Annotated in this window: 24 protein-coding genes; 9 read left to right on the top strand and 15 right to left on the bottom strand. The window is 64.9% G+C overall.

Features of this window, described 5'->3' with window-relative positions:
* The first annotated feature begins 120 nt into the window (after positions 1-120).
* From gltX to RPS27_RS07610, 8 genes are all read left to right on the top strand, one after another.
* Positions 121-1,548: a glutamate--tRNA ligase gene (gene gltX, locus RPS27_RS07645; RefSeq protein WP_212069141.1), complete on the top strand. Its 1,428-nt coding sequence runs from the start codon at positions 121-123 to the stop codon at positions 1,546-1,548.
* Positions 1,549-1,694: 146 nt separating this feature from the next.
* Positions 1,695-2,999 (top strand): citrate synthase, encoded by a 1,305-nt coding sequence (gene gltA, locus RPS27_RS07640; RefSeq protein ID WP_194407908.1) that lies wholly within the window; start codon positions 1,695-1,697, stop codon positions 2,997-2,999.
* A 250-nt stretch (positions 3,000-3,249) separates the two neighbouring features.
* Positions 3,250-4,428, top strand: a complete 1,179-nt coding sequence (locus RPS27_RS07635) for an ROK family transcriptional regulator (protein ID WP_212069166.1) — start codon at positions 3,250-3,252, stop codon at positions 4,426-4,428.
* A 58-nt stretch (positions 4,429-4,486) separates the two neighbouring features.
* Positions 4,487-5,773 carry an ABC transporter substrate-binding protein gene (locus tag RPS27_RS07630; protein ID WP_212069143.1) on the top strand — a complete coding sequence of 429 codons (1,287 nt, stop codon included), beginning with the start codon at positions 4,487-4,489 and terminating at the stop codon, positions 5,771-5,773.
* A 14-nt stretch (positions 5,774-5,787) separates the two neighbouring features.
* On the top strand, positions 5,788-6,693 hold the full coding sequence (locus RPS27_RS07625; protein WP_211417485.1) for a carbohydrate ABC transporter permease: 906 nt from the start codon (positions 5,788-5,790) through the stop codon (positions 6,691-6,693).
* Entirely contained in the window at positions 6,686-7,543 is an 858-nt protein-coding gene (locus tag RPS27_RS07620; RefSeq protein ID WP_313753950.1) for a carbohydrate ABC transporter permease, read from the top strand. The genes RPS27_RS07625 and RPS27_RS07620 overlap by 8 nt, the downstream gene beginning before the upstream one ends.
* A 10-nt stretch (positions 7,544-7,553) precedes the next feature.
* On the top strand, positions 7,554-8,663 hold the full coding sequence (locus tag RPS27_RS07615; protein ID WP_212069145.1) for an ABC transporter ATP-binding protein: 1,110 nt from the start codon (positions 7,554-7,556) through the stop codon (positions 8,661-8,663).
* Complete coding sequence (locus RPS27_RS07610) at positions 8,660-9,427, top strand: SDR family NAD(P)-dependent oxidoreductase (protein WP_212069147.1); 768 nt, start codon at positions 8,660-8,662, stop codon at positions 9,425-9,427. The genes RPS27_RS07615 and RPS27_RS07610 overlap by 4 nt, the downstream gene beginning before the upstream one ends.
* A gap of 104 nt (positions 9,428-9,531) precedes the next feature.
* On the opposite strand, the gene RPS27_RS07605 is transcribed toward RPS27_RS07610, so the two are convergent.
* From RPS27_RS07605 to lpxA, 4 genes are all read right to left on the bottom strand, one after another.
* Positions 9,532-10,020: a hypothetical protein gene (locus RPS27_RS07605; RefSeq protein WP_212069149.1), complete on the bottom strand. Its 489-nt coding sequence runs from the start codon at positions 10,018-10,020 to the stop codon at positions 9,532-9,534.
* A gap of 270 nt (positions 10,021-10,290) precedes the next feature.
* On the bottom strand, positions 10,291-11,475 hold the full coding sequence (lpxB, locus tag RPS27_RS07600) for a lipid-A-disaccharide synthase (protein ID WP_212069151.1): 1,185 nt from the start codon (positions 11,473-11,475) through the stop codon (positions 10,291-10,293).
* Positions 11,472-12,329: an LpxI family protein gene (locus tag RPS27_RS07595; RefSeq protein WP_211416844.1), complete on the bottom strand. Its 858-nt coding sequence runs from the start codon at positions 12,327-12,329 to the stop codon at positions 11,472-11,474. Before RPS27_RS07595 ends, lpxB begins: the two co-directional genes overlap by 4 nt.
* 19 nt (positions 12,330-12,348) lie before the next feature.
* A complete protein-coding gene (gene lpxA / locus RPS27_RS07590) occupies positions 12,349-13,140 on the bottom strand; it encodes an acyl-ACP--UDP-N-acetylglucosamine O-acyltransferase (RefSeq protein WP_212069153.1) in 792 nt (263 codons plus the stop codon).
* 175 nt (positions 13,141-13,315) lie between these two features.
* On the opposite strand from lpxA, the gene RPS27_RS07585 reads away from it, so the two are divergent.
* Positions 13,316-13,639, top strand: coding sequence for a KTSC domain-containing protein (locus RPS27_RS07585; protein WP_212069156.1), 324 nt, complete (start codon positions 13,316-13,318; stop codon positions 13,637-13,639).
* A 25-nt stretch (positions 13,640-13,664) separates the two neighbouring features.
* On the opposite strand, the gene fabZ is transcribed toward RPS27_RS07585, so the two are convergent.
* From fabZ to RPS27_RS07530, 11 genes are all read right to left on the bottom strand, one after another.
* Positions 13,665-14,126: a 3-hydroxyacyl-ACP dehydratase FabZ gene (gene fabZ / locus RPS27_RS07580; RefSeq protein WP_024341283.1), complete on the bottom strand. Its 462-nt coding sequence runs from the start codon at positions 14,124-14,126 to the stop codon at positions 13,665-13,667.
* Positions 14,123-15,190 carry a UDP-3-O-(3-hydroxymyristoyl)glucosamine N-acyltransferase gene (lpxD, locus tag RPS27_RS07575; protein ID WP_212069158.1) on the bottom strand — a complete coding sequence of 356 codons (1,068 nt, stop codon included), beginning with the start codon at positions 15,188-15,190 and terminating at the stop codon, positions 14,123-14,125. Before lpxD ends, fabZ begins: the two co-directional genes overlap by 4 nt.
* Positions 15,191-15,315: 125 nt before the next feature.
* Positions 15,316-17,838, bottom strand: a complete 2,523-nt coding sequence (gene bamA / locus RPS27_RS07570; RefSeq protein WP_194407895.1) for an outer membrane protein assembly factor BamA — start codon at positions 17,836-17,838, stop codon at positions 15,316-15,318.
* 177 nt (positions 17,839-18,015) lie between these two features.
* Positions 18,016-19,167 carry an RIP metalloprotease RseP gene (rseP, locus tag RPS27_RS07565; protein ID WP_194407894.1) on the bottom strand — a complete coding sequence of 384 codons (1,152 nt, stop codon included), beginning with the start codon at positions 19,165-19,167 and terminating at the stop codon, positions 18,016-18,018.
* Between the two features lie 44 nt (positions 19,168-19,211).
* The gene (gene dxr / locus RPS27_RS07560; protein WP_212069160.1) at positions 19,212-20,435 is read right to left on the bottom strand and encodes a 1-deoxy-D-xylulose-5-phosphate reductoisomerase; all 1,224 of its coding nucleotides are present in this window, start codon (positions 20,433-20,435) and stop codon (positions 19,212-19,214) included.
* Between the two features lie 4 nt (positions 20,436-20,439).
* Entirely contained in the window at positions 20,440-21,282 is an 843-nt protein-coding gene (locus RPS27_RS07555) for a phosphatidate cytidylyltransferase (RefSeq protein ID WP_212069162.1), read from the bottom strand.
* Positions 21,279-22,037: an isoprenyl transferase gene (locus tag RPS27_RS07550; protein WP_212069164.1), complete on the bottom strand. Its 759-nt coding sequence runs from the start codon at positions 22,035-22,037 to the stop codon at positions 21,279-21,281. The genes RPS27_RS07555 and RPS27_RS07550 overlap by 4 nt, the downstream gene beginning before the upstream one ends.
* Before the next feature lie 11 nt (positions 22,038-22,048).
* Positions 22,049-22,612, bottom strand: coding sequence for a ribosome recycling factor (gene frr, locus RPS27_RS07545; protein ID WP_100179729.1), 564 nt, complete (start codon positions 22,610-22,612; stop codon positions 22,049-22,051).
* Between the two features lie 69 nt (positions 22,613-22,681).
* Complete coding sequence (gene pyrH / locus RPS27_RS07540; protein WP_194407890.1) at positions 22,682-23,398, bottom strand: UMP kinase; 717 nt, start codon at positions 23,396-23,398, stop codon at positions 22,682-22,684.
* Between the two features lie 61 nt (positions 23,399-23,459).
* Complete coding sequence (gene tsf, locus RPS27_RS07535) at positions 23,460-24,383, bottom strand: translation elongation factor Ts (RefSeq protein ID WP_194407889.1); 924 nt, start codon at positions 24,381-24,383, stop codon at positions 23,460-23,462.
* A gap of 133 nt (positions 24,384-24,516) precedes the next feature.
* Positions 24,517-25,512 (bottom strand): 30S ribosomal protein S2, encoded by a 996-nt coding sequence (locus RPS27_RS07530; RefSeq protein ID WP_194407888.1) that lies wholly within the window; start codon positions 25,510-25,512, stop codon positions 24,517-24,519.
* Between the last annotated feature and the right edge of the window lie 299 nt (positions 25,513-25,811).

Genomic DNA, 25,811 nt, shown 5'->3' with positions numbered 1-25,811 from the left:
AGGCTGAGCCAAGAGCTTAAGCACAGCCGCGAGCAAGGCCCGGCAGGTCCGTCGTCGGGCTTTAGTTATGTCCCGGTCCTGCTATATACCACCGCCTCCAATGCATAGGCCCTGCCAAGAATGACCGATTCCGTCGTCACCCGCTTCGCCCCCTCGCCGACCGGCTTCCTCCATATCGGCGGCGCCCGCACGGCACTGTTCAATTGGCTCTACGCGAAGAAGCACGGCGGCAAGATGCTGCTGCGGATCGAGGACACCGACCGGGAGCGCTCCACCGAGGCTGCGATCGGCGCCATCCTCGATGGTCTCAAATGGCTAGAGCTCGGCTGGGATGGCGACGTCATCTACCAGTTCAGCCGCGCCGCGCGTCACCGCGAGGTCGCCGAGCAGCTGCTCGCCGACGGCAAGGCCTATCGCTGTTACGCCACCGCGGAGGAGCTCGCCGCCATGCGCGAGAAGGCGCGCGCCGAGGGGCGCACCCGCCTCTATGACGGCATGTGGCGCGACCGCGATCCCGCGACCGCCCCGAGCGACGTGAAGCCGACCATCCGCCTGCGTGCGCCGCAGACCGGCGAGACCGTGATCGAGGATCAGGTTCAGGGCCGCGTCGTCTGGCAGAACGAGAACCTCGACGACCTCGTCCTGCTGCGCGGCGATGGCAACCCGACCTACATGCTCGCGGTGGTGGTCGACGACCACGACATGGGCGTCACCCATGTGATCCGCGGCGACGACCATCTGATCAACGCCGCCCGCCAGAAGCAGATCTACGATGCGATGGGCTGGACGCTGCCGAACATGTCCCACATCCCCCTGATCCATGGTCCGGACGGCTCAAAACTCTCGAAGCGCCACGGCGCGCTGGGGGTCGATGCCTACCGCGCCATGGGATACCTCCCGGCGGCGCTGCGCAATTACCTCGTCCGGCTCGGCTGGAGCCATGGCGACCAGGAGATATTCTCGACCGAGGAGATGATCGCCGCTTTCGATCTCGGCAGCGTCGGCCGCGCCGCCGCGCGCTTCGATTTCGCCAAGCTGGAAAACCTCAACGGCCACTACATCCGCCACGCCGACGATCAATCGCTCGTGAAGATGTTCGAGGACGTGCTCCACCATCTCGTGCCCAGCCGCAACGAGCTTAAGGCCAAGTTAAACGACACCACGCGCGCGCAGCTCGTGAAGGCCATGCCGGCCCTGAAGGAGCGCGCCAAGACGCTGATCGAGCTGATCGACGGCGCCTATTTCATCTTCGCCGACCGGCCGCTTGAGCTCGATCCCAAGGCGCAGGCGCTGCTGACGCCGGAGAACCGCAAGCTGATCGGCCAGCTTCATTCCGCGCTGGAGAAAGTCGAGACGTGGAGCGGCGCCAGCACCGAAGCCGCGTTGCGCGCGTTTGCCGAGGAAAATAGTCTCAAGCTCGGCGCGGTCGCCCAGCCCTTGCGGGCGGCGCTGACCGGACGGACGACGTCGCCTGGTATATTTGAGGTTTTGGACGTCCTGGGACGGCAGGAAAGCCTCGCCCGGCTTAAGGACCAGTCTACGACGTAAGTCGACCATGCGTGCGGCGATCTTGCAGCGCACATAGCAATAATATACCCATCTCCCCCGTACCTTCTGGAACATCCGGCGTGCCCCCATGATCGTCTTAGGGGCCCCCGGCTCCGGCCCGTTTCACCATACATCGGGGACCTCTGATGGACGCAAAACCAAGCCCAAAGACCGCTACGCTGACGGTCGGAAACAAGAACTACGATCTCCCGATCCACAGCGGCAGCGTCGGGCCTGATGTCATCGATATCGGCAAGCTCTACGGCCAGTCGGGCCTGTTCACCTACGATCCCGGCTTCACCTCGACCGCAAGCTGCCAGTCCAAGATCACCTATATCGACGGCGACGCTGGCGTGCTGGAATACCGCGGCTACCCCATCGAACAGCTCGCCGAGAACGGTGACTTCCTCGAGACCTGCTATCTCCTGCTGTACGGGAACCTGCCGACCGCCGCGCAGAAGAAGGATTTCGACGACCGCGTGACCCGTCACACGATGGTTCACGAGCAGATGGCCCGCTTCTTCCAAGGCTTCCGCCGCGACGCCCATCCGATGGCCGTGATGGTGGCTTCCGTCGGCGCGCTCGCCGCGTTCTATCACGACTCCACCGACATCAACGATCCGAAGCAGCGCATGATCGCTTCCATGCGCATGATCGCGAAGATCCCGACGCTGGCGGCGATGGCCTACAAGTACACGGTCGGCCAGCCCTTCGTGTATCCGAAGAACTCGCTGACCTTCGCCGAGAACTTCCTCAACATGTGCTTCGCCGTGCCGTGCGAGGACTACAAGATCAACCCGGTGCTCGCTGATGCGCTGGACAAGATCTTCATCCTGCACGCTGACCACGAGCAGAACGCCTCGACCTCGACGGTGCGCATCGCCGGCTCGTCCGGCGCCAACCCGTTCGCCTGCATCGCCGCCGGCATCGCCTGCCTGTGGGGTCCGGCGCATGGTGGCGCCAACGAAGCCGCGCTCGCGATGCTCGCCGAGATCGGCACCGTGGACAAGATTCCCGAATTCATCGCCAAGGTGAAGGACAAGAACTCCGAAGTTCGCCTGATGGGCTTCGGTCACCGCGTCTACAAGAACTACGATCCGCGCGCCAAGATCATGCAGAAGATGTGTCACGCCGTGCTCAAGGAGACCGGCCATGGCGACGATCCGATGCTGAAGGTGGCGCTCGAGCTCGAGAAGATCGCGCTCAGCGACCAGTACTTCATCGACCGCAAGCTCTACCCGAACGTCGACTTCTATTCGGGCATCACGCTGAAGGCGATGGGCTTCCCGGTCTCGATGTTCACCGTGCTGTTCGCGGTCGCCCGCACCGTCGGCTGGATCAGCCAGTGGAGCGAGATGATCGAGGACCCGCAGCAGAAGATCGGTCGTCCCCGCCAGCTCTACACCGGCGTCACCAAGCGCGACTACGTCGCGATCAAGGATCGCAAGTAAGATCGGGCCTCAGGGCTTTTGAAGAAGCGGCGCCATCGCAGGATGGCGCCGTTTTCGTTTGGCGCAGATGCCGTAGGGTGGGTTACGCCCTGCCGATGCGCTTTGCGCATCCGCAGAGCGTAAACCCACGAGACCAATCGCCCCGGCGTGCTGCCACGCACAACAACAAGTCGGCGCATCGCGCCGCCGGACGCTTGACAGCCGAAACGCTCCGCGCGCATTCTTACACTAAGTAAGAATGACGACAGGGATGGACATGCCGGAGCAGCCGCGAAGTCGGCGGCAGACGCGCGCTGCCATTTTGACCCATCTGCTTCAGTCGGGCGGCTCGTTTCGTCCGCCGCTGGCCAAGGCCGTGCGGCTGTCGGAAGCGAGCCTGTCGCGCATCCTGTTCGACCTGAAGGCCGAAGGCCTGATCGAGGAGGTGCGGCGCCCTGCCCCTTACGTCGGCGGCCCGACGGGCCTCGTGTCGCTCGACGGCTCGGTGGCGCTGGCGGCCTTCGAGCTGACCACGCAGCATCTCAGCGTCGGTGTCGGCGGCCTGTCCGGCGAACTCCATTACACCGAGCGTGTGAAGCTGCCGAAGATGCCGACCGCCGAGGCCGTCGGCCGGGCGTTTCGCGAAGCCATGACGTTGTTGCGCGACTGGACGCGGCGCCGCCGCATCAGGCTTTCCCAGATCGGCGTCTCCATTCCCGGCCTTGGCCGTCTCAGCATATCGGCCAACCCGATCATTCCCTGCGACGTCGGGTGCGTCAGCGACATGTTCGGCGAGATGTTCGCGGACGTGCCGCTTGAAATCACCAATTCGGTGGTCGCCCACGCCACCTTTCACCGCTGCCGCACCGAGAACTATCCGTTTGGTGACCCGCATCTGTTCGTGCTGGTCAGCCATGGCGTTGCCGGCGCCTGGATGGACGACCCGGCGAAGGCCGATGCCCTGCAACCGATCGAGCTCGGCCACATGGTGTTCGGGCCCGAGGGACCGCGCTGCCGCTGCGGACATCACGGCTGCGTCGAGGCCTATGCGTCGATTCCGGCATTGGCCGATCTGCTCGGTGTGTCCGAAACCGAGCTGCTCCAGCTCGGCAACGAATGGGTGAACGCGATTTCGATCTCGTCGCGCGTGCGGCAGGAGCTGCGCCGGCGGCTGTTCCGGCTCGGCCTTGCGATCGGCAACACGCTGAACGTGAAGCCATGTGGCGGCGTTGCCATCAGCGGCTGGCCGTCGCTTCTCGCCGAGGACGATCGCAACGCCGTGATCGAAGGGATCGACGCCTGCCTGCTGGGTGGACGGAAATTGGCGCAGGTGTCTCTCGCCTTCGTGCCGCCGTCGACCGGCAACGATCCGCAGGCCGCGCTCGCCTTCGCCGCTTTTTGCCTGGCCAGCCGTGGCGGCATGCCGGTGGCATCGACGGAGGCGGCCTGAGATGACCTGAGCCTGCACGTCCCACACGCGCCGAGACTTCACACCGGGAGGAACTGAAATGCCGATCACAACAACAAGGCGTCGTCTGCTCGCTGGATCCGTTGCCACGCTCGCGCTGCCGGCCTTTGCCCGCGCGCAAGGCGCGGTCAAGCCGCGCCTGACCGCGATCTCGCAATGGTCCGCGGGCAGCGACGGCGCGGCCATCACGGCGCTCGGCAAGAAGTTCGAGGAGAAGGGCGGCGTCTGGCAGCATTCGCCCGTCCCCGGCTTCACCACCGAGATGATGAACAAGTTGCGCGCCCAGATCATGGCCGGCGATCCCCCGGCCTGCTCGCAACTCAAGGGTCCCGAGATTGCGGCCTGGTCGAAGATCGCCCCGACCGTCGATCTCGACGCCGTCGTCGCGGCTGCCGGTTACGAGAAGGTCGTGGCGCCGGACCTTGCGAAACTGCACAAGCCCGGCGGCAAATGGATCGCGCTGCCGCTGCAGATCTACAGCACCAACATGCTGTTCCTGTCCAAGCGCGCGATGGACAAGGCCAAGGCCGATAAGATCCCGGTCACATGGGCGGAGTTCAACGACCTCGCCGAAAAGATGAAGGCGGGCGGCGTCCCCTTTCCCATCGCCAACGGCGGAACGCGGCCGGACGACGGACAGAAATTCGAGGCCGCTCTCGCCGGCATCAGTCCCCTCGCCTACCGCGCGGCCATCATGAACCTCGAGAAGAAGGCCCTGGAGGGTCCCGAGATCAAGGCTGCGTTCGCGCAGGTGCGCAAGATCGCCGACTGGATGGATCCCAATGTCGGCGCCCAACACTTCTCGACCAATTTGAAGCGCTTCGTCGACGGCGACATGGGCATGATGATCATGGGCGGCTGGGCGCAGGGCGTGTTGCGCAACGCCGGTTTCAAGTTCGAGGATTTTACGATTGCGCCCGGCCCCAGCGACAACGGCAAGCCGGTGTTCCTGCTCAATGCCGATGCCTTCATCTTCTGGCAGCGCAAGGAGGCTGACCTGCAAGCCGGCCAGACGCTGATGGCCCAGCTCGTGATGGATCCGGCCATCCAGACCATGTACTCGCAGATCACGGGATCAATCCCCGTTCGCACCGATGTCGATCTGTCCGGCGAGGGTTGGTCGGACGGTCAGCGCACCACCGCAAAGGCGCTGAAGGATGCCATTGCCAGCAACCAGGCCGTCCTCAGCATGGCGCACAACATGGCGCAGGAAAACGGCATGACGGCCGCGATGATCGACGTGATCACGGAATACGTGAAGAACAAGACGATCAAGCCCGAGCAGGCGGCGACCCGCCTCGCCGAGGCCGTCGAGGGCGCGCGTTGAGCAATGCCGGCGCGATGAGACCGGCCCGGCCGGCGCTTCCCGAATGGGTGCGCCGGCTGCCCGAATATCTGATGATCTGGGTGCCGCTGCTGCTCTCCGCCGCGCATCTCGTGTCGTTTTCGCTGTGGACGATCTGGATCTCGTTCACGCCGTCCACGCTGATCCCTGTTACGGGCTGGGTCGGCTTGCGCAACTATTCCGCGGTCGCGGCCTCGCGAAACTGGCAGATCGCCTTCGACAATCTGCTGCTGTTCGGCAGCGCCTTCGTGGTGTTGAGCGCGGCGACCGGCCTCATTCTTGCGATCCTGCTCGATCAGCGCATTCGCGGCGAAAATCTGCTGCGATCGATCTTCCTCTATCCTCTCGCGGTGTCGTTCGTGGTCACCGGCACGGTGTGGAGCTGGCTGCTCAATCCCGGCCTCGGGATCCAGAAGCTGGTCCATGATCTCGGCTGGACCTCCTTCAGGTTCGACTGGCTGATCGACCGCGACATGGCGATCTGGACCATCGTCATCGCGGCGATCTGGCAATCCTCCGGCTTTGCCATGGCGCTCTTCCTTGCCGGCCTCAGGTCCGTCGACGCCGACATCATCAAGGCCGCGCAGATCGACGGCGCCGGACCCGTCCGCATCTACCGACGCATCATCCTGCCCTCGCTCTGGCCGATCACCATCACCGTCGTCGTGATCCAGCTGCAGTTCGCGATCTCGACGTTCGACCTCGTCCGCGCGCTCACCAATGGCGGGCCGGGAATCGCGACCCAGCTCCCCGCCCTCGTCGTCTATGACCTGATGTTCCAGCGCAGCCTGCTCGGCCGGGGCGCTGCCGCAGCAGTCCTGATGCTGCTCATTCTTCTGGCGGTGCTGCTGCCCTATGCGGCGTGGCGATACGTCCAGCGACGGCGGGCCGTCCATGCGTGAGCGCAGCTTCACCCCAAGCCGGATCTTGATCTACCTCGCCGTTTCACTGATCGCTGTGGCCTGGCTCGCGCCGCTCGCCGTCGTCGTCCTGAACTCGCTCCGCACCAACGAGGAGATCGCGCAGGGCTCGATGATCGGCTGGCCGCAACATCTCGCCTGGGCCAACTACGCAGCGGCCTGGAGCGGCTTCTGCGTCGCCGAGACCTGCGCCGGCATCCGGCCCTACATGCTGAACTCCGCGCTGGTCACGATCCCTGCGACAATCTTCTCGACACTGCTCGGCGCGATCGCCGGTTACGCCATATCGCTCTGGCGCTTTCGCGGCGACACCTGGATCTACGGGATCGTGACCCTCGGCCTTTTCCTGCCCCAGCAGATGCGCCTGTTGCCCTGGACCATTGTGCTGCGCGACATCGGTCTCATCAACACGCTGGCCGGCCTCGTGCTGATCCACACCATCCAGGGTCTATCCTTCACCACGCTGTTCTGCCGCAACTACTATGTCGCCATTCCCCATGAACTGATCAGGGCCGCGCGGATTGACGGCGCCGGCTTCTTCTGCATCTTCTGGCGCATCATCCTGCCGCTCTCCGGGCCGATCCTGATCGTCACGGTGATCTGGCAATTCACCCATATCTGGAATGAGTTCCTGTATGGCGTGACGTTCACGACCGGCCAGCAGCAGCCCGTCACGGCGGCGCTGATCGCGCTCTCCGCCGCAGTCGCCGATATCCCGCAGCATGGCGTGCAGAGCGCGGCGGTGATCATCGCGGCGCTGCCGACGCTGCTGATCTACCTCCTCGGCGGCAAATACTTCGTCCGCGGCCTGACTGCCGGGGCCGTGAAATGATGGAGACGTCATGGCAGCACTGAGCATTCGCGCTTTGTCCAAGCGCTACGCCAATCTGGAGGTGCTGAAGGACATCGCCCTCGACATCGAAAGCGGCGAATTCACCGTGCTGGTCGGACCGTCCGGCTGCGGCAAGTCCACGCTGCTCAACATCGTCGCCGGGCTCGACCACCCGAGTGCCGGGACGATCGAGATCGGCGGGCGCGTCGTCAACGACGTCGCGCCGAAAGACCGCGACATCGCCATGGTGTTCCAGTCCTACGCGCTCTATCCGTCGATGACGGTGCGGCAGAACATCACCTTCGGCATGGAATGCCGTCACGTGCCCAAGGCCGAGCAAGACAAGGCGGTCGCCAATGTCGCAAAGCTGCTGCAGATCGAGACGCTGCTCGGCCGCAAACCGTCGCAGCTCTCCGGCGGGCAGCGCCAGCGCGTCGCGATGGGGCGCGCCTTGGTGCGCGATCCCCTGCTCTTCCTGTTCGACGAGCCGCTCTCCAATCTCGACGCCAAGCTGCGCGTCGAGATGCGGATGGAGATCAAGCGCCTGCACCAGCGTATCGGCGCCACCATCGTCTATGTCACCCACGACCAGATCGAAGCCATGACGATGGCGACGCGGATCGCCGTGATGCATCAGGGCCGCGTCCAGCAATTCGCCGACCCCGATACCGTGTACCGCTATCCCGCGAATCTGTTCGTCGCGCGTTTCATGGGCTCGCCGCCGATGAACACGATCCCGGCACGGCTCGAGAGCGAAAATGACGGGCTGGTGGTCGTGATCGGCGCGGGCCGGCCGGACCAGATCCGCCTGCGCCTGAAAGACTATGCCGGCGCAGCGCCCTTTGTCGGCCGCGACGTGGTGTTCGGGATCAGGCCTGAATGCATTGCCGAGGGCAGCCGCGTGTTTTCGAACGATGCACCTGTCCTCGTCGAGGCCCCCGTGGACATGGTCGAACCGACCGGCGCCGAGACCATGGTGTCGCTGCGGCTCGGGGGCGAGCCCGCAATGGCACGCATCTCGCCCGATATCCGGCCCGCGCCAGGCGCGTCCGCCTCCTTCGCGCTCGACACCCGCCGCATTTGCCTGTTCGACCCCGAGACGGAGCGACTGATCGCATGACCAAGACGAGCTATGCCGGCCTCGCGGACCGCGTGGTGCTGATCACCGGTGGCGCCAGCGGCATTGGTGCCGCCTTCGTGCGCGCCTTCGCCGCCCAAGGCGCCCGGGTCGCTTTCCTCGATATCGACGATGCCGCCGGCACAGCACTGACCGCCGAGGTCGCGGACGCCTGCGGGACCGCGCCGCTGTTCGTGCCCTGCGATCTCCTGGACATCGAAGCCTTGCGCGCCGGCATGGCAGAGATCCAGCGCGCGCTCGGCAACGCCGCAGTGCTCGTCAACAACGCCGCCAACGACCAGCGCCAGATGCTGGCGGAGGTGACGCCCGCCGAGTTCGACTGGATGGTCGGCGTCAATTTCAAGCACGTCTTCTTCGCCGCCCAAGCGGTCGTGCCGCAGATGCAGGCGCGCGGCGGCGGCTCGATCGTCAACATGTCCTCGATCGCCTGGATGCGCGGCGCCCCGGCGTTGCCGGTCTATGCCGGGGCAAAAGCCGCGATCGTCGGCTTCACCAACTCGCTGGCCCGTTCGGTCGGCCCCGACCGCATCCGCGTCAATGCGATCGCACCCGGCATGGTCGTCACCGAACGCCAGCGCCGGCTGTGGTATCCGGACGAGCGGGTCATTACCGAGATGCGCGCGCGCCAGGCCGTTCCCGATGCGGTGACGCCCGAGGACATTGCCAGCATGGCGCTCTTCCTCGCCTCAGATGACAGCCAACGCATTACCGGTCAGTGTTTTCGGGTCGATGCGGGCTTGTCGTAGCGTGCGCAGCAAATTTGTGTTGGGTCCGCTTTATTCTCCGAAGCAGACGTGAAGCATACGTTGACGCAAGTCGCCCTTGAGCCAATAGCCGACCAGCCGGCGCATCACAGATTTTTCAACAAGCGCCGATGTATCGTTGCGGCGTTGGGCTGCCTGGCGGCCCACTCCAGATTACGTTCGCCATCGATCTTCACCCAGAACGTACGGGTAGGCGCATCGCTCCCATCAAGCGAGTTGAAAGTACATGACGCCCTTTCTCGAATGATGGCGCCGATGGAGTCCTGAGCTTGGTAGTCAATGAGCGCCACGTACTGAACCGGCGGGTGGCGCGCAGCTTGCATCATGGATCGTCTGGTTGACGCGGAGACGGCGCGCTCCGGCTCGGCGAAAAATTCGTCCCAGGTGATCGTTCTTCTGGAGTCGTCCAGCCCGATCCGTTGATAGGTGGAGGGAACCGCTAACCGCTCCTGGATTGCCATTTCGCAAGTCTGTACAAATTGAGAGGTGAACGGCGGATAGCCACGGGCGTAGGCATAGCCGAGAACAGCGATGCCGAGGACTAGGAACGCTGCGAGAGCAAGCTTAATCTTCATCTGTAACTCTTACAGAACTTTGCCTGCCTGATTTTGAGCGACTGGCCCGCAGGGTGCACGCTCCCGACCTAACTCGAACTAAGCTAAGCGTGCATTAACGATCTCGCACAACCCGCCAACTCAAATGTGCCATTTTGTCGCCGGCGGTTGCGGCGACCATTCGGCTTTGATTTGGCTTGGCCGATGTCCGCTTTGGGTCAAAAGCCGCCAATTGCGCTCACACCAAGTGACTTCCGCTCGGCCGCTGCCAGCCGACGCTTGCGAGGCGCCCTAGCCTGGTCTTCCGCCCTTCCGCATCGTGGCCAGCACGATGTCGGCCGCCAGCACGCTCGGTGACCTGTTGCCCGTCGACATGATTCGGTCGAGCTGGGCAAAGGCTTCGACTTGCCGCCGGCGCAGCGGGGAATCCGTCAGCACATCGTGAAGCGCCGGCGCCAGCTTCTCCGGCGTGCAGTCCTCCTGCAGATACTCGGGAATGACGTCCTCACCGATCACGAGATTGGCGAGGATCACCGAGGAGACGCGGATCGCGCGGCGCAGAATGAAGGCCTCGACCGCGCCGACGCGATAGGCGGTCACCATCGGAATGCCCGACAACGCGAGCTCCAGCGTCACCGTGCCGGATTTGGCCAGGGCTGCACGCGCGATGCGGAATACGGCGCGCTTCTCGTTCTCCCCGGTCACGATCCTCGGTTTGACCGGCCAATTCGCGATGCCTTCGCGGATGGTGGCTTCGAGATGCGGCATGGTCGGCAGTATCAGCTCGAAGGCGAGACCGTCCGCCTGCAAGCGGCCGAGCGTTGCGCCGAACACGTCGAGATGGTGCCTGACCTCGCTGCGACGGCTGCCGGGCAACACCAGCAGCACCGGCGGCTCGCCGTCGCGGCGGGCCTGCTCGTCCGCGTTCGGGCGCAGCGAGGACAATTGCTCGACCAGGGGATGGCCGACATAACTGCATGGCGGCCCGCCGAGCTTGCGGTATTCCTCCGGCTCGAACGGCAGCAGGCCGAGAACGTGGTCGACATAGCCGAGCATGGTCCGCGCGCGCCCCGGCCGCCACGCCCAGAGCTGCGGCGAGACGTAATCGACCACCGGAATCGCGGAATTCTTCGCGCGCACGCGGCGGGCGACGCGATGGGTGAAATCGGGACTGTCGATGATGACAAGCGCGTCAGGCGCAGCTTCGAGCACGGCGTCGGCGGTATCGCGGATCAACCGCAGGATCTTCGGCAATTGCTGCACCACTGCGGCGAAGCCGACGATCGACAGCTCCTCGATCGGAAACAGCGATTCCAGCCCTTCGCGCGCCATGGTGCGGCCGCCGACGCCTGCGAACTCGACGCCGTCGCCGAGGCGCTGGCGCAGCACCTTCATCAAGGCGCTGCCGAGCCGGTCGCCGGATTCCTCGGTGGCGATCAGGAAGATCCTGCGCTTGGGATCGCGGGATTGCATCACGCCGGCAGGCCGATGACGAAGAGGTATTTGGCGTCTGCCAGCGTAATCATCGCCTGCGGCTCGGCCGCGATGGTGTTGCCGGCAATGACGGCGATGCCGGCGAGGCCCGCGGCGGCGACACCTTCGAGCGTGCGCGGACCGATCGTCGGCAGATCGAAGCGCAGATCCTGGTTGCTCTTCGGCGCCTTCACCAGCACGCCGCGGCCCGTAGCTGCGCGAATGCGCCCCTCCTCGCGCAGCCGCGCGACGCGCGCCAGCAGCGCGTCGGTGCCCTCGATGTCCTCGACCGCGACCACATGGCCGTCGATCACGACCGCAGCCTGGCCGATGTCGAACGGGCCGAGCGCGGCCAGCACCGCGCGGCCCCGCGCGATGTCGGTCTTGCTGTTGTCGTTCGGCCAGGCGCGACTGATGCAGCCCTCGGGCATCAGCAGGTCGGGTGCGACGTCCTTGATGCCGACCATGCGGAAGCCGTCCTGCTCGAGGATGCGGCCGACGCCGGACAACAGATGATCGTCGCCGCCGCGAAAGGCGCGGATCACGTTGCCGAGCAGGCGCAGCGTCTTGACGTCGAACCGGATCTCCGAGAGCGAGGGCCGCACCAATGTGCCGATGAAGATCAGGTCGCGGCAGCCTTCCTCGCGAAACAGCCGCATTGCGCGGCCGAGCTGGCCGACCGAAATCCAGCGGTGACGGAATTTCTCAAGCCGCGCCGGATCGCAGGCCCCCCGCAGCGGAAACAGCACCGGCGTGATGCCGCGGGCGGCAAGCGAGTCGGCGACCGCGAACGGCATCGCGCCGCCGCCGGCGACGATGCCGACCGGCGATGCGATCTCCGCAGCCGCCGATGTCATGCCCGCGGCCATCCCAAAATCACTTCGCGATGGCGGGAAGGCAGAGCGGGCGTTTGCCCTTGCCGATGAAGTCGAGGATTTCGGCGATCGCCGGATCTTCGCCCGCGAGCGGCCGGGATGCCTCCAGCCGCTCGGCGAAGGTGCCGGGGCCATGGAAGAGCTTTTGGTAGAATCCGCGCACCGTCGCCAGCCGCTGCTTGGTGAACTTGCGCCGCTTCATGCCGATGATGTTGAGGCCCTCGAGCACCGCGTATTGGCCGTTGACGAGACCGAACGGGATGATGTCGTCGCGCACGCCGCAGACGCCGCCGACCATGACCTGCGGTCCGATACGGGTAAACTGGTGCACCGCGGACAGGCCGCCGATGAAGACGAAGTCGCCGATCTCGGCGTGACCGCCGAGCGTCGCCGAGGTCGCGAAGATCACGTCATTGCCGACATGGCAGTCATGGCCGACATGGCTGCAATTCATGAAGTAGCCGCGATCGCCGACCGTCGTGACGCCGCCGCCGGCGACCGTGCCGGCGTTCATCGTCACGGATTCCCGGATGGTGCATCCCGATCCGATCGTGAGCTTCGTCAGCTCGCCACGATAGCTGAGCGACTGCGGCGGCGTGCCGAGCGAGGCGAACGGGTAGATGGTGCAATCATCACCGACGGTCGTCTGCGCTGTGACATGCACATGCCCGATCAGCTTGCAGTTCGCGCCGATCACGACGTTCGGGCCGATGATGCAATAGGGCCCGATCTCGGTGCCCTCGCCGATCACGGCGCCGTCCGCGACCCGTGCGGTGGGATCAATCTTGCTCATCAAGCAATCTTACTCGTTAGGAAGCTCTGATTATGTATTGAAGTCGCTCGGTTTTCCGGTGGTTAGCGCGTCTATGCCCGATCTGTCCAGTGACGTATCATCTCTGCCTGTTTCAAGTATCGGATGAGGCAGCCGTCCCGGTCCGTCAACACGTTCATGCGGAGCTTCAACACTCGTGGTCAGGGCCCTGGCACTTCTGCTTGCACAGCTTTCGACCGCGCCGATCGTCTCGGAAACGGTCGAGACCGTCGATCGCCGGCCCATCGACCTTGCGACATTCGAATGCCGCGACATCAGTCGCAGCACGGTGCTTCAACGCGTCTGCTACGACCGCGCACAGCATGACCTCGTCGTTGCGACCGGCGGCTCCTATGCGCGCTATTGCGGCGTCGCGGCCGAGACGGTCGACAACCTTCTGGGCGCGCCGTCCATGGGCCAGTTCTTTAACCGGCATATCAGGCGCGAGGCCGTCGGCGGCCGCTACGATTGCAGCGCGTGAGGTCCAGCTCGACGCCGAAGCCGCCTCAGTCCGTCAGCATGGCGCCGACATCGGCTTCCGCAACCACCTGGCCGTTGACCTTGGCATCGCCGTGAAACCACCACATGGCCTTGCGGCGGCCGAGCGAGCGCATGTGGTACTCGATGGTGTCGCCGGGCAGCACGGGCTTGCGGAACTTGCACTTGTCGATGGTGAGGAAATACACCGCGCGGGGTTTCTCGGTGCCTTCGACCGACTTGATGCCGATCACGCCCGCCGTCTGCGCCATCGCCTCGATCATCATGACGCCGGGATAGACCGGGCGCTCCGGGAAATGCCCCTGGAAGGCCGGCTCGTTGAAGGTGACGTTCTTGATGCCGATGCCGCTGTAGTCGGCGCGGATGTTGATCACGCGGTCGATCAGCAGCATCGGAAAGCGGTGCGGCAGGGTCTGGAGGATCGCATTGATGTCCACCAGCTCGAACTTCACAGGTGATTCCGCCGTCATTCCCGTCCCTCGTCCTTCGCATCGGCCTTGCTGTCGCGTACCAGACGCTCCACCGCGATGATCTCCTTGAACCATTGCTTGGTCGGTTTGGCAAAAAATCCGCCCCAGCGTCCGCCCGCCGGGATGTCGTCCTTGACGCCGCTCATCGCGGTGACCTGGGCTCCGTCGCCGATCTTGAGGTGGTTGTTGATGCCCACCTTGGCACCCAGCGCCACGTTGTCGCCGATGGTCAGGCTGCCGGCGAGACCGATCTGAGCCGCCAGCAGACAATTCCGGCCGATGGTCACATTGTGGCCGATCTGGACCTGATTGTCGATTTTGGTGCCCTCCCCGATCACGGTGTCGCGCAAGGACCCGCGATCGATGGTGGTGCCGGCGCCGACCTCCACATGGTTCTGGATCAGCACGCGGCCGGTCTGCGGCACTTTCAGGTGGCCCTCGGGGCCGAAGAAGATGAAACCGTAACCGTCCTGGCCGATCGAGCAGCCGGGATGGATCAGCACGTCGTTGCCGATCAGGGCGCACTGGATGGCCGTGCGGGCGCCGACATTGCAGTCCCGGCCGATCTTGACGCCAGGGCCGATGACCGCGCCGGCGCCGATCACCGTGCCGCTGCCGATCTCGACGTCCGGGCCGATGACCGCCAGGGGCTCGACGATGACGTCGTCCTCGATCCGGGCCGAGGGATCGATGATGGCGGACGGTGCAATACCTTCGATGCCGAACCAGGACTGCGGGCGCAGCGCATCGGCATGCCATTCCCGTGCGATCCCGACGAAGGCGCGGAACGGCTGCGCCACCCGCAGCACGGCCACGTGGGCAGGCACCTGGGCCTCGAAGCGCGGGCTCACCAGGCAGGCCCCGGCGCGGGTCGCCTTGAGCTCCCCGATGTATTTGAGGTTGTCAAAAAAGGCCAAGTGCATCGGGCCGGCTTCGTCAAGCGAAGCAAGACCCGTGACGATCTGGTCGCCCCTCGACGGGTCGATCAGCTGCGCCTTGGTCTGCGCGGCGATGCCGGCCAGCGTCGAGGCCGGCGGCTTTTTGAAGAAGGTCGGCTGCGCCATTCCACCCCGTCGCGGTCCGGCTTCGGCATGAAGCGGTCAAGCCGCATCATGCCCCATCTCTTGGAATGGCACGATCCCTTTCGGAAACCGGCTCTATTGATCCGGATCGTGCCGTGCTGATCGAATTAGAACGTGGTGCCGCCGCCGAACCGGAACTCCTGGACGCGGTCGTACTTGCCCTTGCTGAGCGGCACGGCGTAGTCGAAGCGCAGCGGACCGAACGGCGACTGCCAGATCAGACCGACACCAACCGACGAGCGGACGACCTTGCTATCGTCATAGACGAGGCCGGTACAGGTTCCGGTGCTCGATGGATTGATGGTCGAGGGGATACAGCCGGGAGCGTTGACCTCGTTGGTCGTGGTCCAGCTGGTCGGTCCCTTATAGTCGTAGAGGCCGCCGGCGTCGGCATAGACCGCACCCTTCAGACCCACTTCCTTCGGCAGGAACCAGAACGGCATCTGCAGTTCGAGCGAAGCGCCCCAATACTTGGTGCCGCCGAGCGCATCCTGCGTGCCGTAGGGATTCAAATCGCGCGGGCCGATACCGTTCGGAGCAAAGCCGCGAACGAGGTTCGAACCCATCTGGAAGTGATCGAGCATGCGCAGATCGCTGCCGATCTTGTTCAGCATGCCGCTCTGCACGCGGACGAGGCCGACGATGTCAGACACCAGCGGAGTGTAGTACTTCGCGTCGACCACGGACTTCAGGTAGGAGACGTCGCCGCCGACGCCGGCGAAATCCTGACGGAAGTCGACGAGCAGACCGTCGGTCGGGTTCTTGTTGTTGTCCAGCGTGTTGTAGGTCAGCGTGTAACCGAGCGCCGAGGTCAGGGTCTTGCCATTGGCAAGCTCCTTGCGCACCGGCAGCGAGGCTTCACCGTCGCTGTAGCAGCCGAGGCCGTTGGTCCCGCTCAGGTCGATGCCGTTGACGGCGGCAAAGGCCGGGCTCGGGTTGAACGCCGCGGTGCCGATGTTGTTGTTACAGTTCGCCAGATAGTACGGCAGCGTGATTTCCTGCCGGTAGATCGAGTAGCGCAGCTGCAGCGACAGATCCTCGCGCAGCGAGAAGCCGAGGCGCGGCGAGAAGCCGAGCGTCTTGGTGCCGTAGGAGATGTAGCTGTTGGACTTCTGCTCACGCTGATAGAGGTCGAGGCCGAGCGCGACGCGGTAGTCGAGCAGATACGGCTCGACGAACGACAGCGAGTAGCCGCGTGCATACTGGCCATAGGTCACCGACGCCTTGGCGAACAGGCCGCGGCCGAGCAGGTTGCGCTCGGAGATCGAGACTTCGGCCAGCGCGCCGTCAGTGGTGGAGTAACCGCCCGAGATCGAGAAGTCGCCGGTCGATTTCTCTTCCATGTCGACGATCAGGACCACGCGATCGCTCGACGAGCCGGGCTCCGTCGTGATCTTCACGCTCTTGAAGTAGTCGAGGTTCTTCAGGCGCCGTTCGGCACGGTCGACCAGGGCGCGGTTGTAGGCATCGCCCTCGGAGATGTCGAACTCGCGGCGGATCACGTAGTCGCGGGTGCGGGTGTTGCCGCGCAGGTTGATGCGCTCGATATAGGTGCGCGGGCCCTCGTCGATGTTGAACACCACGGAGACGGTGTGCGCCTCGAAGTTGCGGTCGCCGCCGGGACGGACCACGGCGAAGGCGTAGCCGCGGCGCGAGGCCTCGATCTGCATCTCCTCGACCGACTTCTCGACCGATTCGACGTTGTAGAGCGAGCCGGCATGGACGCGCGAATAGCCGCGCATCGAGGTGGGATCGAAGTTCGGAATGCTGGAGCGGAAGTCGACCGCGCCGACGCGGTACTGGGCGCCTTCCTCGATCTTGAAGGTGACGTTGAAGCCCTTCTTCTCCGGATCGTATTCGGTGAGCGCGGCCACCACCTGGACGTCGGCGTAACCGTTCTTGAGATAGAAGCGGCGGATCAGGTCGCGGTCGGCTTCGACGCGGTCGGGATCGTAGATGTCACCGCTGGCGAGGAAGCTCAAGAGGTTCGATTCGCGCGTCTTGATGACGTCACGCAGGCGATAGGACGAGAATGCGCTGTTGCCGACGAACTCGATCGACTTGACGCCGGTCTTGGCGCCTTCCTCGACCGTAAAGATGAGGTCGACGCGGTTGTTCGGCTGCTCGATGATCTCGGGCGTGACGCGCACGTCGTAGCGGCCGGACCGGCGATAGATCTCAGCGATTCGCAGCGTGTCGGACTGCACCATGGCGCGCGAGAAGGTGCCGCGCGCCTTGGACTGGACCTCAGTGGTGAGCTGCTCGTCCTTGATCTTCTTGTTGCCCTCGAAGGCGACACGGCCGATCACCGGGTTTTCCACCACGGACACGATTATCTGGCCGCCGGCACCGCGGTTGATCCTGACGTCCTGGAACAGGCCGGTCTCGATCAGCGCCTTGAGGCCGTCGTCGATCGCCGCTTGATCCAGGCGACCGCCCGGACCCGGCTTGAAATAGGAGCGGATGGTCTCCACCTCGACGCGGCGATTTCCTTCGACGGAAATCGACTGAACGGTCTGAGCGAGCGCAGACGAAGACACAAAAACAGCCCCGACCGGGGCAACCACCGGCGCGCCGAACATGATCAGGGTTGCGAGCAAGCCCCCCCGGAGTCGCAGTCCAAACTTCATCGCGCAACGCGCCCTTATCATTCCGAGCCAGACCCAACCCCAACGCCGGTCTGGAAGATTCCCCAAGTCGAGGCCGCTTGTAGCCAATTTCGCCGACGCCGCAAACGGCCGAAAGCGTCGTGATTTCAATTTCATTCCAAGACGTTGCTCAACAGCAACGCCACAAAAAAGCCGCCATCAGGATGCCGCCATCCGCAGGATGTCGTTGTAGGTCGCAAACACCATCAACATCAGCACCAAACCGAGCCCGATTCGGAACCCCATCTCCTGAGTCCGCTCGGACAAGGGCCGGCCGCGGACCACTTCAGCCGCATAGAACATCAGGTGGCCGCCATCGAGCAGCGGAATCGGGAACAGGTTCAGCAGGCCGATCGACACCGACAGCACCGCGCACAGGTTGATCACGAATTGGAACCCGGCGCTGGCCGCCTGCCCCGACATCTTCGCGATTCCCAGGACGCCGCTGACCTCGTTGGGGTTGCCGTTACCGACGAACAGCGAGCCCAGGAACTTGAAGGTGCTGGTGATGATGAACCAGACCTGCTCGACCCCGATCTTGAGCGCCTCGCCGATGCCGACCGGCGCGGTCGAGGCCTCGCCGGCCTGCGATTTGTGCTCGACGCCGAGCACGCCCAGACGGTGACTGTTGCCGAACGGATCCTTGCGCTCGAGCAGCGCCGGCGTCGCCGTCAGCGATACGATCGTACCGTCCCGCTTCACCTGGAAGGCAAGCGCTGAACCGGCATTCGTCGCAACGATTCGCTGCATGTCGGCAAAGCTCTCGATCGGCTTGCCGTCGATCTGGACGACGACGTCCCCGACCTTGAAGCCGGCCGCCGCCGCCGCGCCGTCGGCGACGATGCCGTCAACGCGCGCGATCGTGCTCGGCTTGCCGTAATACAGGGCCATGCCCGCGAAAATCAGCGCGCCCAGGATGAAATTGGCGATCGGTCCGGCCGCGACGATGGCGGCGCGCGGGGCGACCTTCTTGTGGTGGAAGCTGCCGGCGCGCTCCTCAGCCGACATGGCCGCAAGCGTCTGCGCGGACGGGGTCGAGGCCTCGCTCTCGTCGCCGAAGAACTTGACGTAGCCGCCGAGCGGGATCGCCGAAATCTTCCAGCGGGTGCCGTGGCGGTCGTTGAAGCCGACCAGCTCAGGTCCGAAACCGAGCGAGAAGGTCAGGACGCGCACGCCTGCCCAGCGCGCGACCAAAAAGTGGCCGAGCTCGTGGAAGAACACGACGATCGTCAGGACGAACAGGAAGGGAACCGCGTAGCCGAGGAGCCCATGGCTCAACGTATTGAAACTATGGGTAAAAAAGTCGATCATCGAATTCCCTCATCCAGCGCCGCAAGGCCCTGGCCCCGAACCATCTAGGATGCCTTTAAGGCAATTTGAGGCAATAGGGCGGCAGCTTTATTTCGCGCAACATGGTCAACAGAGATTGCATCATCGGCTGACGTCATGGGAGCCTGGTTCCCTTCGCGGATCCAGTCGTTCAGCGTCGCCTCCACCAACCGGGCAATGGCCCCGAACCGGATCTTGCCGGCGATGAACGCAGCCACCGCGACCTCGTTGGCCGCGTTGTAGACGGTGGTCGCACCCTTCCCGGTCCGGAGCGAGTCGAAAGCCAAGCGCAGCCCGGGGAAGCGCTCGAAGTCCGGCGCCTCGAAAGTCAGCTGGCCGATCTTGGCCAGATCCAGCTTCGCCGCCGGCCCCTTGATGCGGTCGGGCCAGCCGAGGCAATGCGCGATCGGGGTGCGCATGTCGGGCGCGCCGAGCTGGGCCATCACCGACCGGTCGGAGAACTCGACCATGCCGTGGATGATCGACTGCGGATGCACGAGCACGTCGATCTCGTCGGGCGTGAGTGCGAACAGATAGGAGGCCTCGATTACCTCGAGGCCCTTGTTCATCATGGAGGCCGAATCGATCGTGATCTTCTGGCCCATGCTCCAGTTCGGGTGCTTCAGGGCCTGCTCGAGCGTGGCCTGCTCGATGTCGGCGGGCTTCCAGGTGCGGAACGGGCCGCCCGACGCCGTGATGATGACGCGGACGAGTTCATCGCGATTGCCGGATGCCAAGGCCTGGAACAGCGCGTTGTGCTCGGAATCGGCCGGCAGGATGCACGCGCCCGCCTTGGCCGCCCGCTGCATGAAGAAATCACCGGCGCAAACCAGGCATTCCTTGTTGGCCAGCGCCACATGCGCGCCGCGATCGACCGCGGCCAGTGCCGGCTTCAATCCGGCCGCGCCGCTGACGGCCGCCATCACCCAATCGGCCGGGCGAGCGCCGGCCTCGATCACGGCACTTTCGCCGGCACCGCATTCGGTGCTCGTGCCCGCGAGTGCAGCCTTGAGCTCAGCGAGCTTGGAGGTGTCGGCGACCGCGGCGTAGCGCGCGGAAAATTCCTTCGCGAGCTTTGCCAGCGCCGCGACATTGCTGTTCGCCGTCAAGGCTTCGACGCGATAGCGCTCGGGCGAGGCGCGCAGCAGGTCCATCGTGCTGTCGCCGATCGAGCCGGTGGCGCCGAGCACCGTGACGCTGCGGACGGACGTCGCCGCAGCCTTGTTGTTTCGCAATGGGACTGCGCTCATAACCTCACCAAACCATAAGACCGCTTCCGGCGCTATGCACACCATGGCGGAGAAAGCCGATAATCCAGGCCGCCAGGATGGCGGCGACAAAACCGTCCAGGCGGTCCATAAGCCCGCCATGGCCGGGAATTAAGTGACTGGAATCCTTGACACCGAAGCGCCGTTTCACGGCGGATTCGAACAGATCGCCCAATGCCGACACCACGGAGAGGATGGCGCTGACGAAAAGCAAGGGCGCCATCTTCCCGAGCCCAGAAGCCGCGAACCCGACCGCAACCAGGAGGCTTGCGACAAAGCCGCCGATCGCGCCGGCCCAGGTTTTCTTGGGGCTCACGCGCGGCCAGAGCTTCGGCCCGCCGATACTGCGGCCGGCGAAATAGCCGCCGATATCGGTCGCCCACACCACCAGCAGCACGAACATCAGCGCGGAGAAGCCGTTGACGAGATCCTTCCGCACCAGGATCGAGGCCAGCAGAGCCGCCGCGGCATAGGCAAATCCCGTCGCCGCCCAGACGAACTTGCCGCGCGCGATCAGCGTCACGATCGCGCCGCCGACGAGCCCAACGACGACTGAGGTCTTGAGCCCGCCAAAAGCAACGGCGGCGCCCATCATGGCGATGACGATCGTCCCTGCCCCCGTCAGCGCGGCGGAGCCTGCGCCGACCACCGTCAGCCATTCCGCGAACAGCCCGATCGAAACCAGGGTGACCAGCAGCGCCCACAGCCAGCCGCCGGCATAAGCGATCGCGATGGTCAGCGGCGCCAGAACCAGCGCTGCGAGGACTCGCATCACGAGATTGCTCGGGGCAGGCTTGGCGCCCACCGATGCGGAATCCTGTTCGCTCACGAGGCGGTTTTCGCGACCAGGCCGCCGAAACGGCGCTCGCGCCTGGCGAATTCGGCGATCGCGCTTTCCAGCGCCGCCTTGTCGAAATCGGGCCAATGGATCGGCACGAACACGAGCTCGCTATAGGCCGCCTGCCACATCAAGAAATTGGACAGGCGCTGCTCGCCGCTGGTGCGGATGATGAGATCGGGATCGGGAATGTCGGGCGCATCGAGATGCGCGCCGAGCGTCTCGGCGTCGATCGTGGCAGGGTTGCGCTTGCCTTCCGCAACCTCGCGGGCGAGCTTCTGCGCCGCTTTCGCGATCTCCTGGCGGGAGCCGTAGTTGAAGGCGACGACGAGCGTCAGGCGCGTGTTGTCGCGCGTCAGCTCCTCGGCCTCGTTCAAGAGCGCGCAGATGTCGCTCTCGAGCCCCTCGCGCTCGCCGATGATGCGGACCTTGACGCCGTCGCGATGCAGGCTCGCCAAATCGTTGCGGATGAAGCGGCGCAGCAGGCCGAACAGATCGCCGATCTCGCTCGCCGGGCGCGACCAGTTCTCCGACGAGAAGGAGAAGATGGTGAGATAGCGGATGCCGAGCTCGTGCGAGGCGCGCACCACGCGGCGCAGGGCCTCGACGCCGCGGCGATGCCCCTCGGCACGCGGCAGACCTCGCGCGGCCGCCCAACGCCCGTTGCCATCCATGATGATGGCGACATGCGCGGGCGCCTCGGACCGATCGGGTCCTTCCGTGACAGGCGCGGCGGCGTTGGACATCGGGGGCGGCCTTAAACGGTGAGGATCTCTTTTTCCTTGGCAGCCAGCAACTGGTCGATTTCGGCGATCGTGCCGTCGGTCGCCTTCTGCACCTCGTCGGCGTGACGCTTCTGGTCATCTTCCGACATTTCGTGATTCTTCTCGAGCTTCTTGAGCACGTCGAGGCCGTCGCGGCGGACGTGGCGCGCGGCGACCTTGGCGGCCTCCGCATATTTATGCGCGACCTTCACCAATTCCTTGCGCCGCTCCTCGTTCAGCTCGGGGATGCGCAGGCGCAGCACCTGGCCCTCGGTCGCGGGCGACAGGCCGAGATTGGAATCGACGATCGCCTTCTCCACCGCCTTGACCATCGACTTGTCCCAGACCTGCACCGAGATCAGGCGCGGCTCCGGCACGCTGACGGTGGCGAGCTGATTGAGCGGCATGTGGCTGCCATAAGCGTCGACCTGCACCGGATCGAGCATCGAGGCGGAGGCACGCCCGGTCCGCAGGCCACCAAGCTCGTGCTTGAGCGAGGCGACGGCGCCTTGCATGCGGCGCTTCACTTCGTTGAGGTCGAAATTACCCGTGGGCATCACGTTTCTCCTTCAAAATCCCGGCGACTGCTCCAGCGCCCTTCCCTTTCGGGCGCGTCAGGGGAGCCTTCAGCCGGCGACGATGGTTCCGTGGCCGGCGCCGCGCAGAATCGCGCCGATCGACCCCGGCTCCGCGATCGAGAATACGATGATAGGCAGCGACGTCTCGCGGGCAAGCGCGAAGGCGGTCGCATCCATCACCTTGTAGCCGCCCTCGATCGCCTGCGAATGGGTCAGCCGGTCAAACCGCGTGGCGGCAGGATCCTTCTTCGGATCGGCCGAGTAGACGCCGTCGACATTGGTTGCCTTCAGCACCGCCTGGGCGCCGATCTCGGCGGCGCGCAGCACCGCGGTCGTATCGGTGGTGAAGAACGGATTGCCGGTTCCGCCGCCGAGCAGCACGATGCGGCCCTCGGCGAGGTATTTGTGCGCCGCAGTGCGGGTGAACAGCTCGGAAATCTCGGGCATGACGAAGGCCGACAGCGTGCGCGCCGGCGCGCCCTTGCGCTCGATCGCCGCTTCCAGCGCGAGGCAGTTCATCATGGTGGCGAGCATGCCCATGGTGTCGCCGGTCGGGCGCGACACGCCGCGGGCGGAGACCTCGACGCCGCGCACGATATTGCCGCCGCCGATCACGACCGCAACCTCGCAGCCGAGCTTGCGGGCCGCGATCAGATCGTCCGCAACCCGGTCGACGGTCGCCTGGTCGATGCCAAACCCCTGCTGTCCCGCGAGATATTCGCCGGACAGCTTGATCACGACGCGACGATAGACCGGATCAGTCATGTGCACTTTCCTTGCCCGGGCGCCGCTTCCGGCGGCACGCCGGAAGGAGGTGTTCCGGCGCTTACTTCTTGCCGCTGGCCGCGGCGACCTCGGCCGCGAAGTCGCTTTCCTGCTTCTCGATTCCCTCGCCGAGAGCATAGCGCACAAAGCCCGCGATCTTCACAGCGCCGCCGACCTTGCCCTCGGCTTCCTTCACGGCCTGCGCCACCGACTTGCCGGTGTCGTGGATGAAGGCCTGCTCGAGCAGGCAGACTTCCTTGTAGTAGGTCTTGAGGCCGGACTCGACGATCTTCTCGATCACGTTCTCGGGCTTGCCCTGCTGGCGATATTTGTCGGCGAGCACGTCCTTCTCGCGCTTGGTGACCGCCGGATCGAGGCCGGACGGATCGAGCGCAAGCGGGTTGGCGGCGGCGACATGCATCGCGATCTGGCGGCCGAGGGCCGCGAGCTCGTCGGCCTTGCCCGGCGATTCCAGCGCCACGATCACGCCCATCTTGCCGGCGCCGTCGACGACGGCACCGTGGACGTAATGCGCGACAACGCCCTGGCTCACTTCGAGCAAAGCGGCGCGGCGCAGCGTCATGTTCTCGCCGATGGTGGCGATCGCGTCATTGATCGCGGCTTCGACCGTGACGTCACCGACCTTGGCGGCCTTGATCTTCTCGACATCGGCGCCGACGTCGAATGCGACCTGGGCGATCATCTTGACCAGGCCCTGGAACTGACCGTTGCGCGCGACGAAGTCGGTCTCGGAATTGACCTCGACCACGACGCCCTTGTTGCCCTTGGTGAGCGCGCCGATCAGACCCTCGGCCGCGACGCGGCCCGACTTCTTGGCGGCCTTGGACAGGCCCTTCTTGCGCAGCCAATCCTGCGCCGCTTCCATGTTGCCGTCGTTTTCCGTCAGCGCGGCCTTGCAGTCCATCATGCCCGCGCCGGTCGACTCGCGCAGGTCCTTGACCATCGCAGCTGTGATCGTTGCCATCGTTGAAAATCCTTTGTGCCTGCCGGTTCGCCGCGGCGCGGCTTGATCGCCCCGCCGCGGTCCATCTCAGGGATTCGCGTCAATTGAAATGGTGGCCGGATCCACTCCGGCCAACCCATCGCTCTCTTTGACTTTATTCCGCTTCCGCGGTCAGCGCCTTGGCCTTGGCCACCCAGGCGTCCGCACGGCTCGGCAAACCGACTTCTTCGCCGATCTTGTGCGCGGTGTCGTGGTCGAGCTCGGCGAGCTGCCAATAGTGGAAGATGCCGAGGTCATTGAACTTCTTCTCGATCGCACCCGACACGCCCGGGAGCTTCTTGAGGTCGTCGGCGGTGCCGCGCGGGCCGGCAAGGCCCTGGAAGCCGCTCGACGAGGCCGCCGGCAGTTCTTCAGCGAGCGGACGGGCCGACGCACCGACGTCGATGCCCGAATCGCCCTGGGCGCGGGAGATGCCGTCGATCGCTGCGCGCGCGATCAGATCGCAATAAAGCGCGATCGCACGGCCGGCGTCGTCGTTGCCCGGCACCACATAGGTGATGCCCTTCGGGTCCGAATTGGTGTCGACGATCGCCGCGACCGGGATGTTGAGGCGCTGGGCCTCCTGGATCGCGATGTCTTCCTTGTTGGTGTCGATCACGAAGATCAGGTCGGGCAGACCGCCCATGTCCTTGATGCCGCCGAGCGAGCGGTCGAGCTTGTCGCGCTCGCGCTGCAGCGTCAGGCGCTCCTTCTTGGTGTAGGAGCTGGCATCGCCGCCCGACAGCACGTCGTCGAGGTGACGCAGGCGCTTAATCGAGGCAGAGATCGTCTTCCAGTTGGTCAGCGTGCCGCCGAGCCAGCGCGAATTCACGAAATACTGCGCGCAACGCTTGGCAGCGTCCGCGACGCCGTCCTGCGCCTGGCGCTTGGTGCCGACGAACAGGATGCGGCCGCCCTTGGCGACGGTGTCGCTGACCGCCTGCAAGGCGGTGTGCAGCATCGGCACGGTCTGCGCGAGGTCGACGATGTGAATGTTGTTGCGGGCGCCGAAAATGAACGGAGCCATTTTCGGATTCCAGCGGTGAGACTGGTGACCAAAGTGCACGCCAGCTTCAAGCAGCTGACGCATAGTGAAATCGGGTAGCGCCATCGTTCTAATTCTCCGGTTGGTTCCTCCGGAAACGTGTGAGCAAGACGGAGCGTTCTCGCCCCGGCTGCCACCGGACGGCCTTGTGAGCCATGTTTCCGTGTGAGATGGCGCGCTGTATAGCGCCATTTCGGCCAGAAGCAAGGAAATAAGGGCCTGATCCGGGCGGTTTTCGCCCGCTCAAGGCTCCCTTCCGTAAAGACCACGCAGATCGCCCGGCGCCCCGCTGGTACCGGGTTAGCACCTGGGCTGGTTCGGCGGGCACTTCTTTGCCGCCGCCGGCGGCGGCGCGGCAGGCCGCG

Source organism: Bradyrhizobium sp. WYCCWR 12699 (assembly GCF_032144035.1).
Taxonomy (GTDB): domain Bacteria; phylum Pseudomonadota; class Alphaproteobacteria; order Rhizobiales; family Xanthobacteraceae; genus Bradyrhizobium.
This window is presented reverse-complemented; position numbering and strand designations above follow the sequence as displayed.

Coding starts and splice junctions, on each gene's coding strand:
- RPS27_RS07530 (WP_194407888.1), bottom strand. CDS start 25,512: ATGGCGCTACCCGATTTCACTATGCGTCAGCTGCTTGAAGCTGGCGTG.
- RPS27_RS07620 (WP_313753950.1), top strand. CDS start 6,686: ATGCGTGAGCGCAGCTTCACCCCAAGCCGGATCTTGATCTACCTCGCC.
- RPS27_RS07635 (WP_212069166.1), top strand. CDS start 3,250: ATGGACATGCCGGAGCAGCCGCGAAGTCGGCGGCAGACGCGCGCTGCC.
- fabZ (WP_024341283.1), bottom strand. CDS start 14,126: ATGACGGCGGAATCACCTGTGAAGTTCGAGCTGGTGGACATCAATGCG.
- RPS27_RS07550 (WP_212069164.1), bottom strand. CDS start 22,037: ATGTCCAACGCCGCCGCGCCTGTCACGGAAGGACCCGATCGGTCCGAG.
- dxr (WP_212069160.1), bottom strand. CDS start 20,435: ATGAGCGCAGTCCCATTGCGAAACAACAAGGCTGCGGCGACGTCCGTC.
- RPS27_RS07595 (WP_211416844.1), bottom strand. CDS start 12,329: ATGACATCGGCGGCTGCGGAGATCGCATCGCCGGTCGGCATCGTCGCC.
- RPS27_RS07605 (WP_212069149.1), bottom strand. CDS start 10,020: ATGAAGATTAAGCTTGCTCTCGCAGCGTTCCTAGTCCTCGGCATCGCT.
- frr (WP_100179729.1), bottom strand. CDS start 22,612: ATGCCCACGGGTAATTTCGACCTCAACGAAGTGAAGCGCCGCATGCAA.
- bamA (WP_194407895.1), bottom strand. CDS start 17,838: ATGAAGTTTGGACTGCGACTCCGGGGGGGCTTGCTCGCAACCCTGATC.
- RPS27_RS07625 (WP_211417485.1), top strand. CDS start 5,788: ATGAGACCGGCCCGGCCGGCGCTTCCCGAATGGGTGCGCCGGCTGCCC.
- RPS27_RS07610 (WP_212069147.1), top strand. CDS start 8,660: ATGACCAAGACGAGCTATGCCGGCCTCGCGGACCGCGTGGTGCTGATC.
- rseP (WP_194407894.1), bottom strand. CDS start 19,167: ATGATCGACTTTTTTACCCATAGTTTCAATACGTTGAGCCATGGGCTC.
- lpxA (WP_212069153.1), bottom strand. CDS start 13,140: ATGAGCAAGATTGATCCCACCGCACGGGTCGCGGACGGCGCCGTGATC.
- gltA (WP_194407908.1), top strand. CDS start 1,695: ATGGACGCAAAACCAAGCCCAAAGACCGCTACGCTGACGGTCGGAAAC.
- tsf (WP_194407889.1), bottom strand. CDS start 24,383: ATGGCAACGATCACAGCTGCGATGGTCAAGGACCTGCGCGAGTCGACC.
- RPS27_RS07630 (WP_212069143.1), top strand. CDS start 4,487: ATGCCGATCACAACAACAAGGCGTCGTCTGCTCGCTGGATCCGTTGCC.
- gltX (WP_212069141.1), top strand. CDS start 121: ATGACCGATTCCGTCGTCACCCGCTTCGCCCCCTCGCCGACCGGCTTC.
- RPS27_RS07615 (WP_212069145.1), top strand. CDS start 7,554: ATGGCAGCACTGAGCATTCGCGCTTTGTCCAAGCGCTACGCCAATCTG.
- pyrH (WP_194407890.1), bottom strand. CDS start 23,398: ATGACTGATCCGGTCTATCGTCGCGTCGTGATCAAGCTGTCCGGCGAA.
- lpxD (WP_212069158.1), bottom strand. CDS start 15,190: ATGGCGCAGCCGACCTTCTTCAAAAAGCCGCCGGCCTCGACGCTGGCC.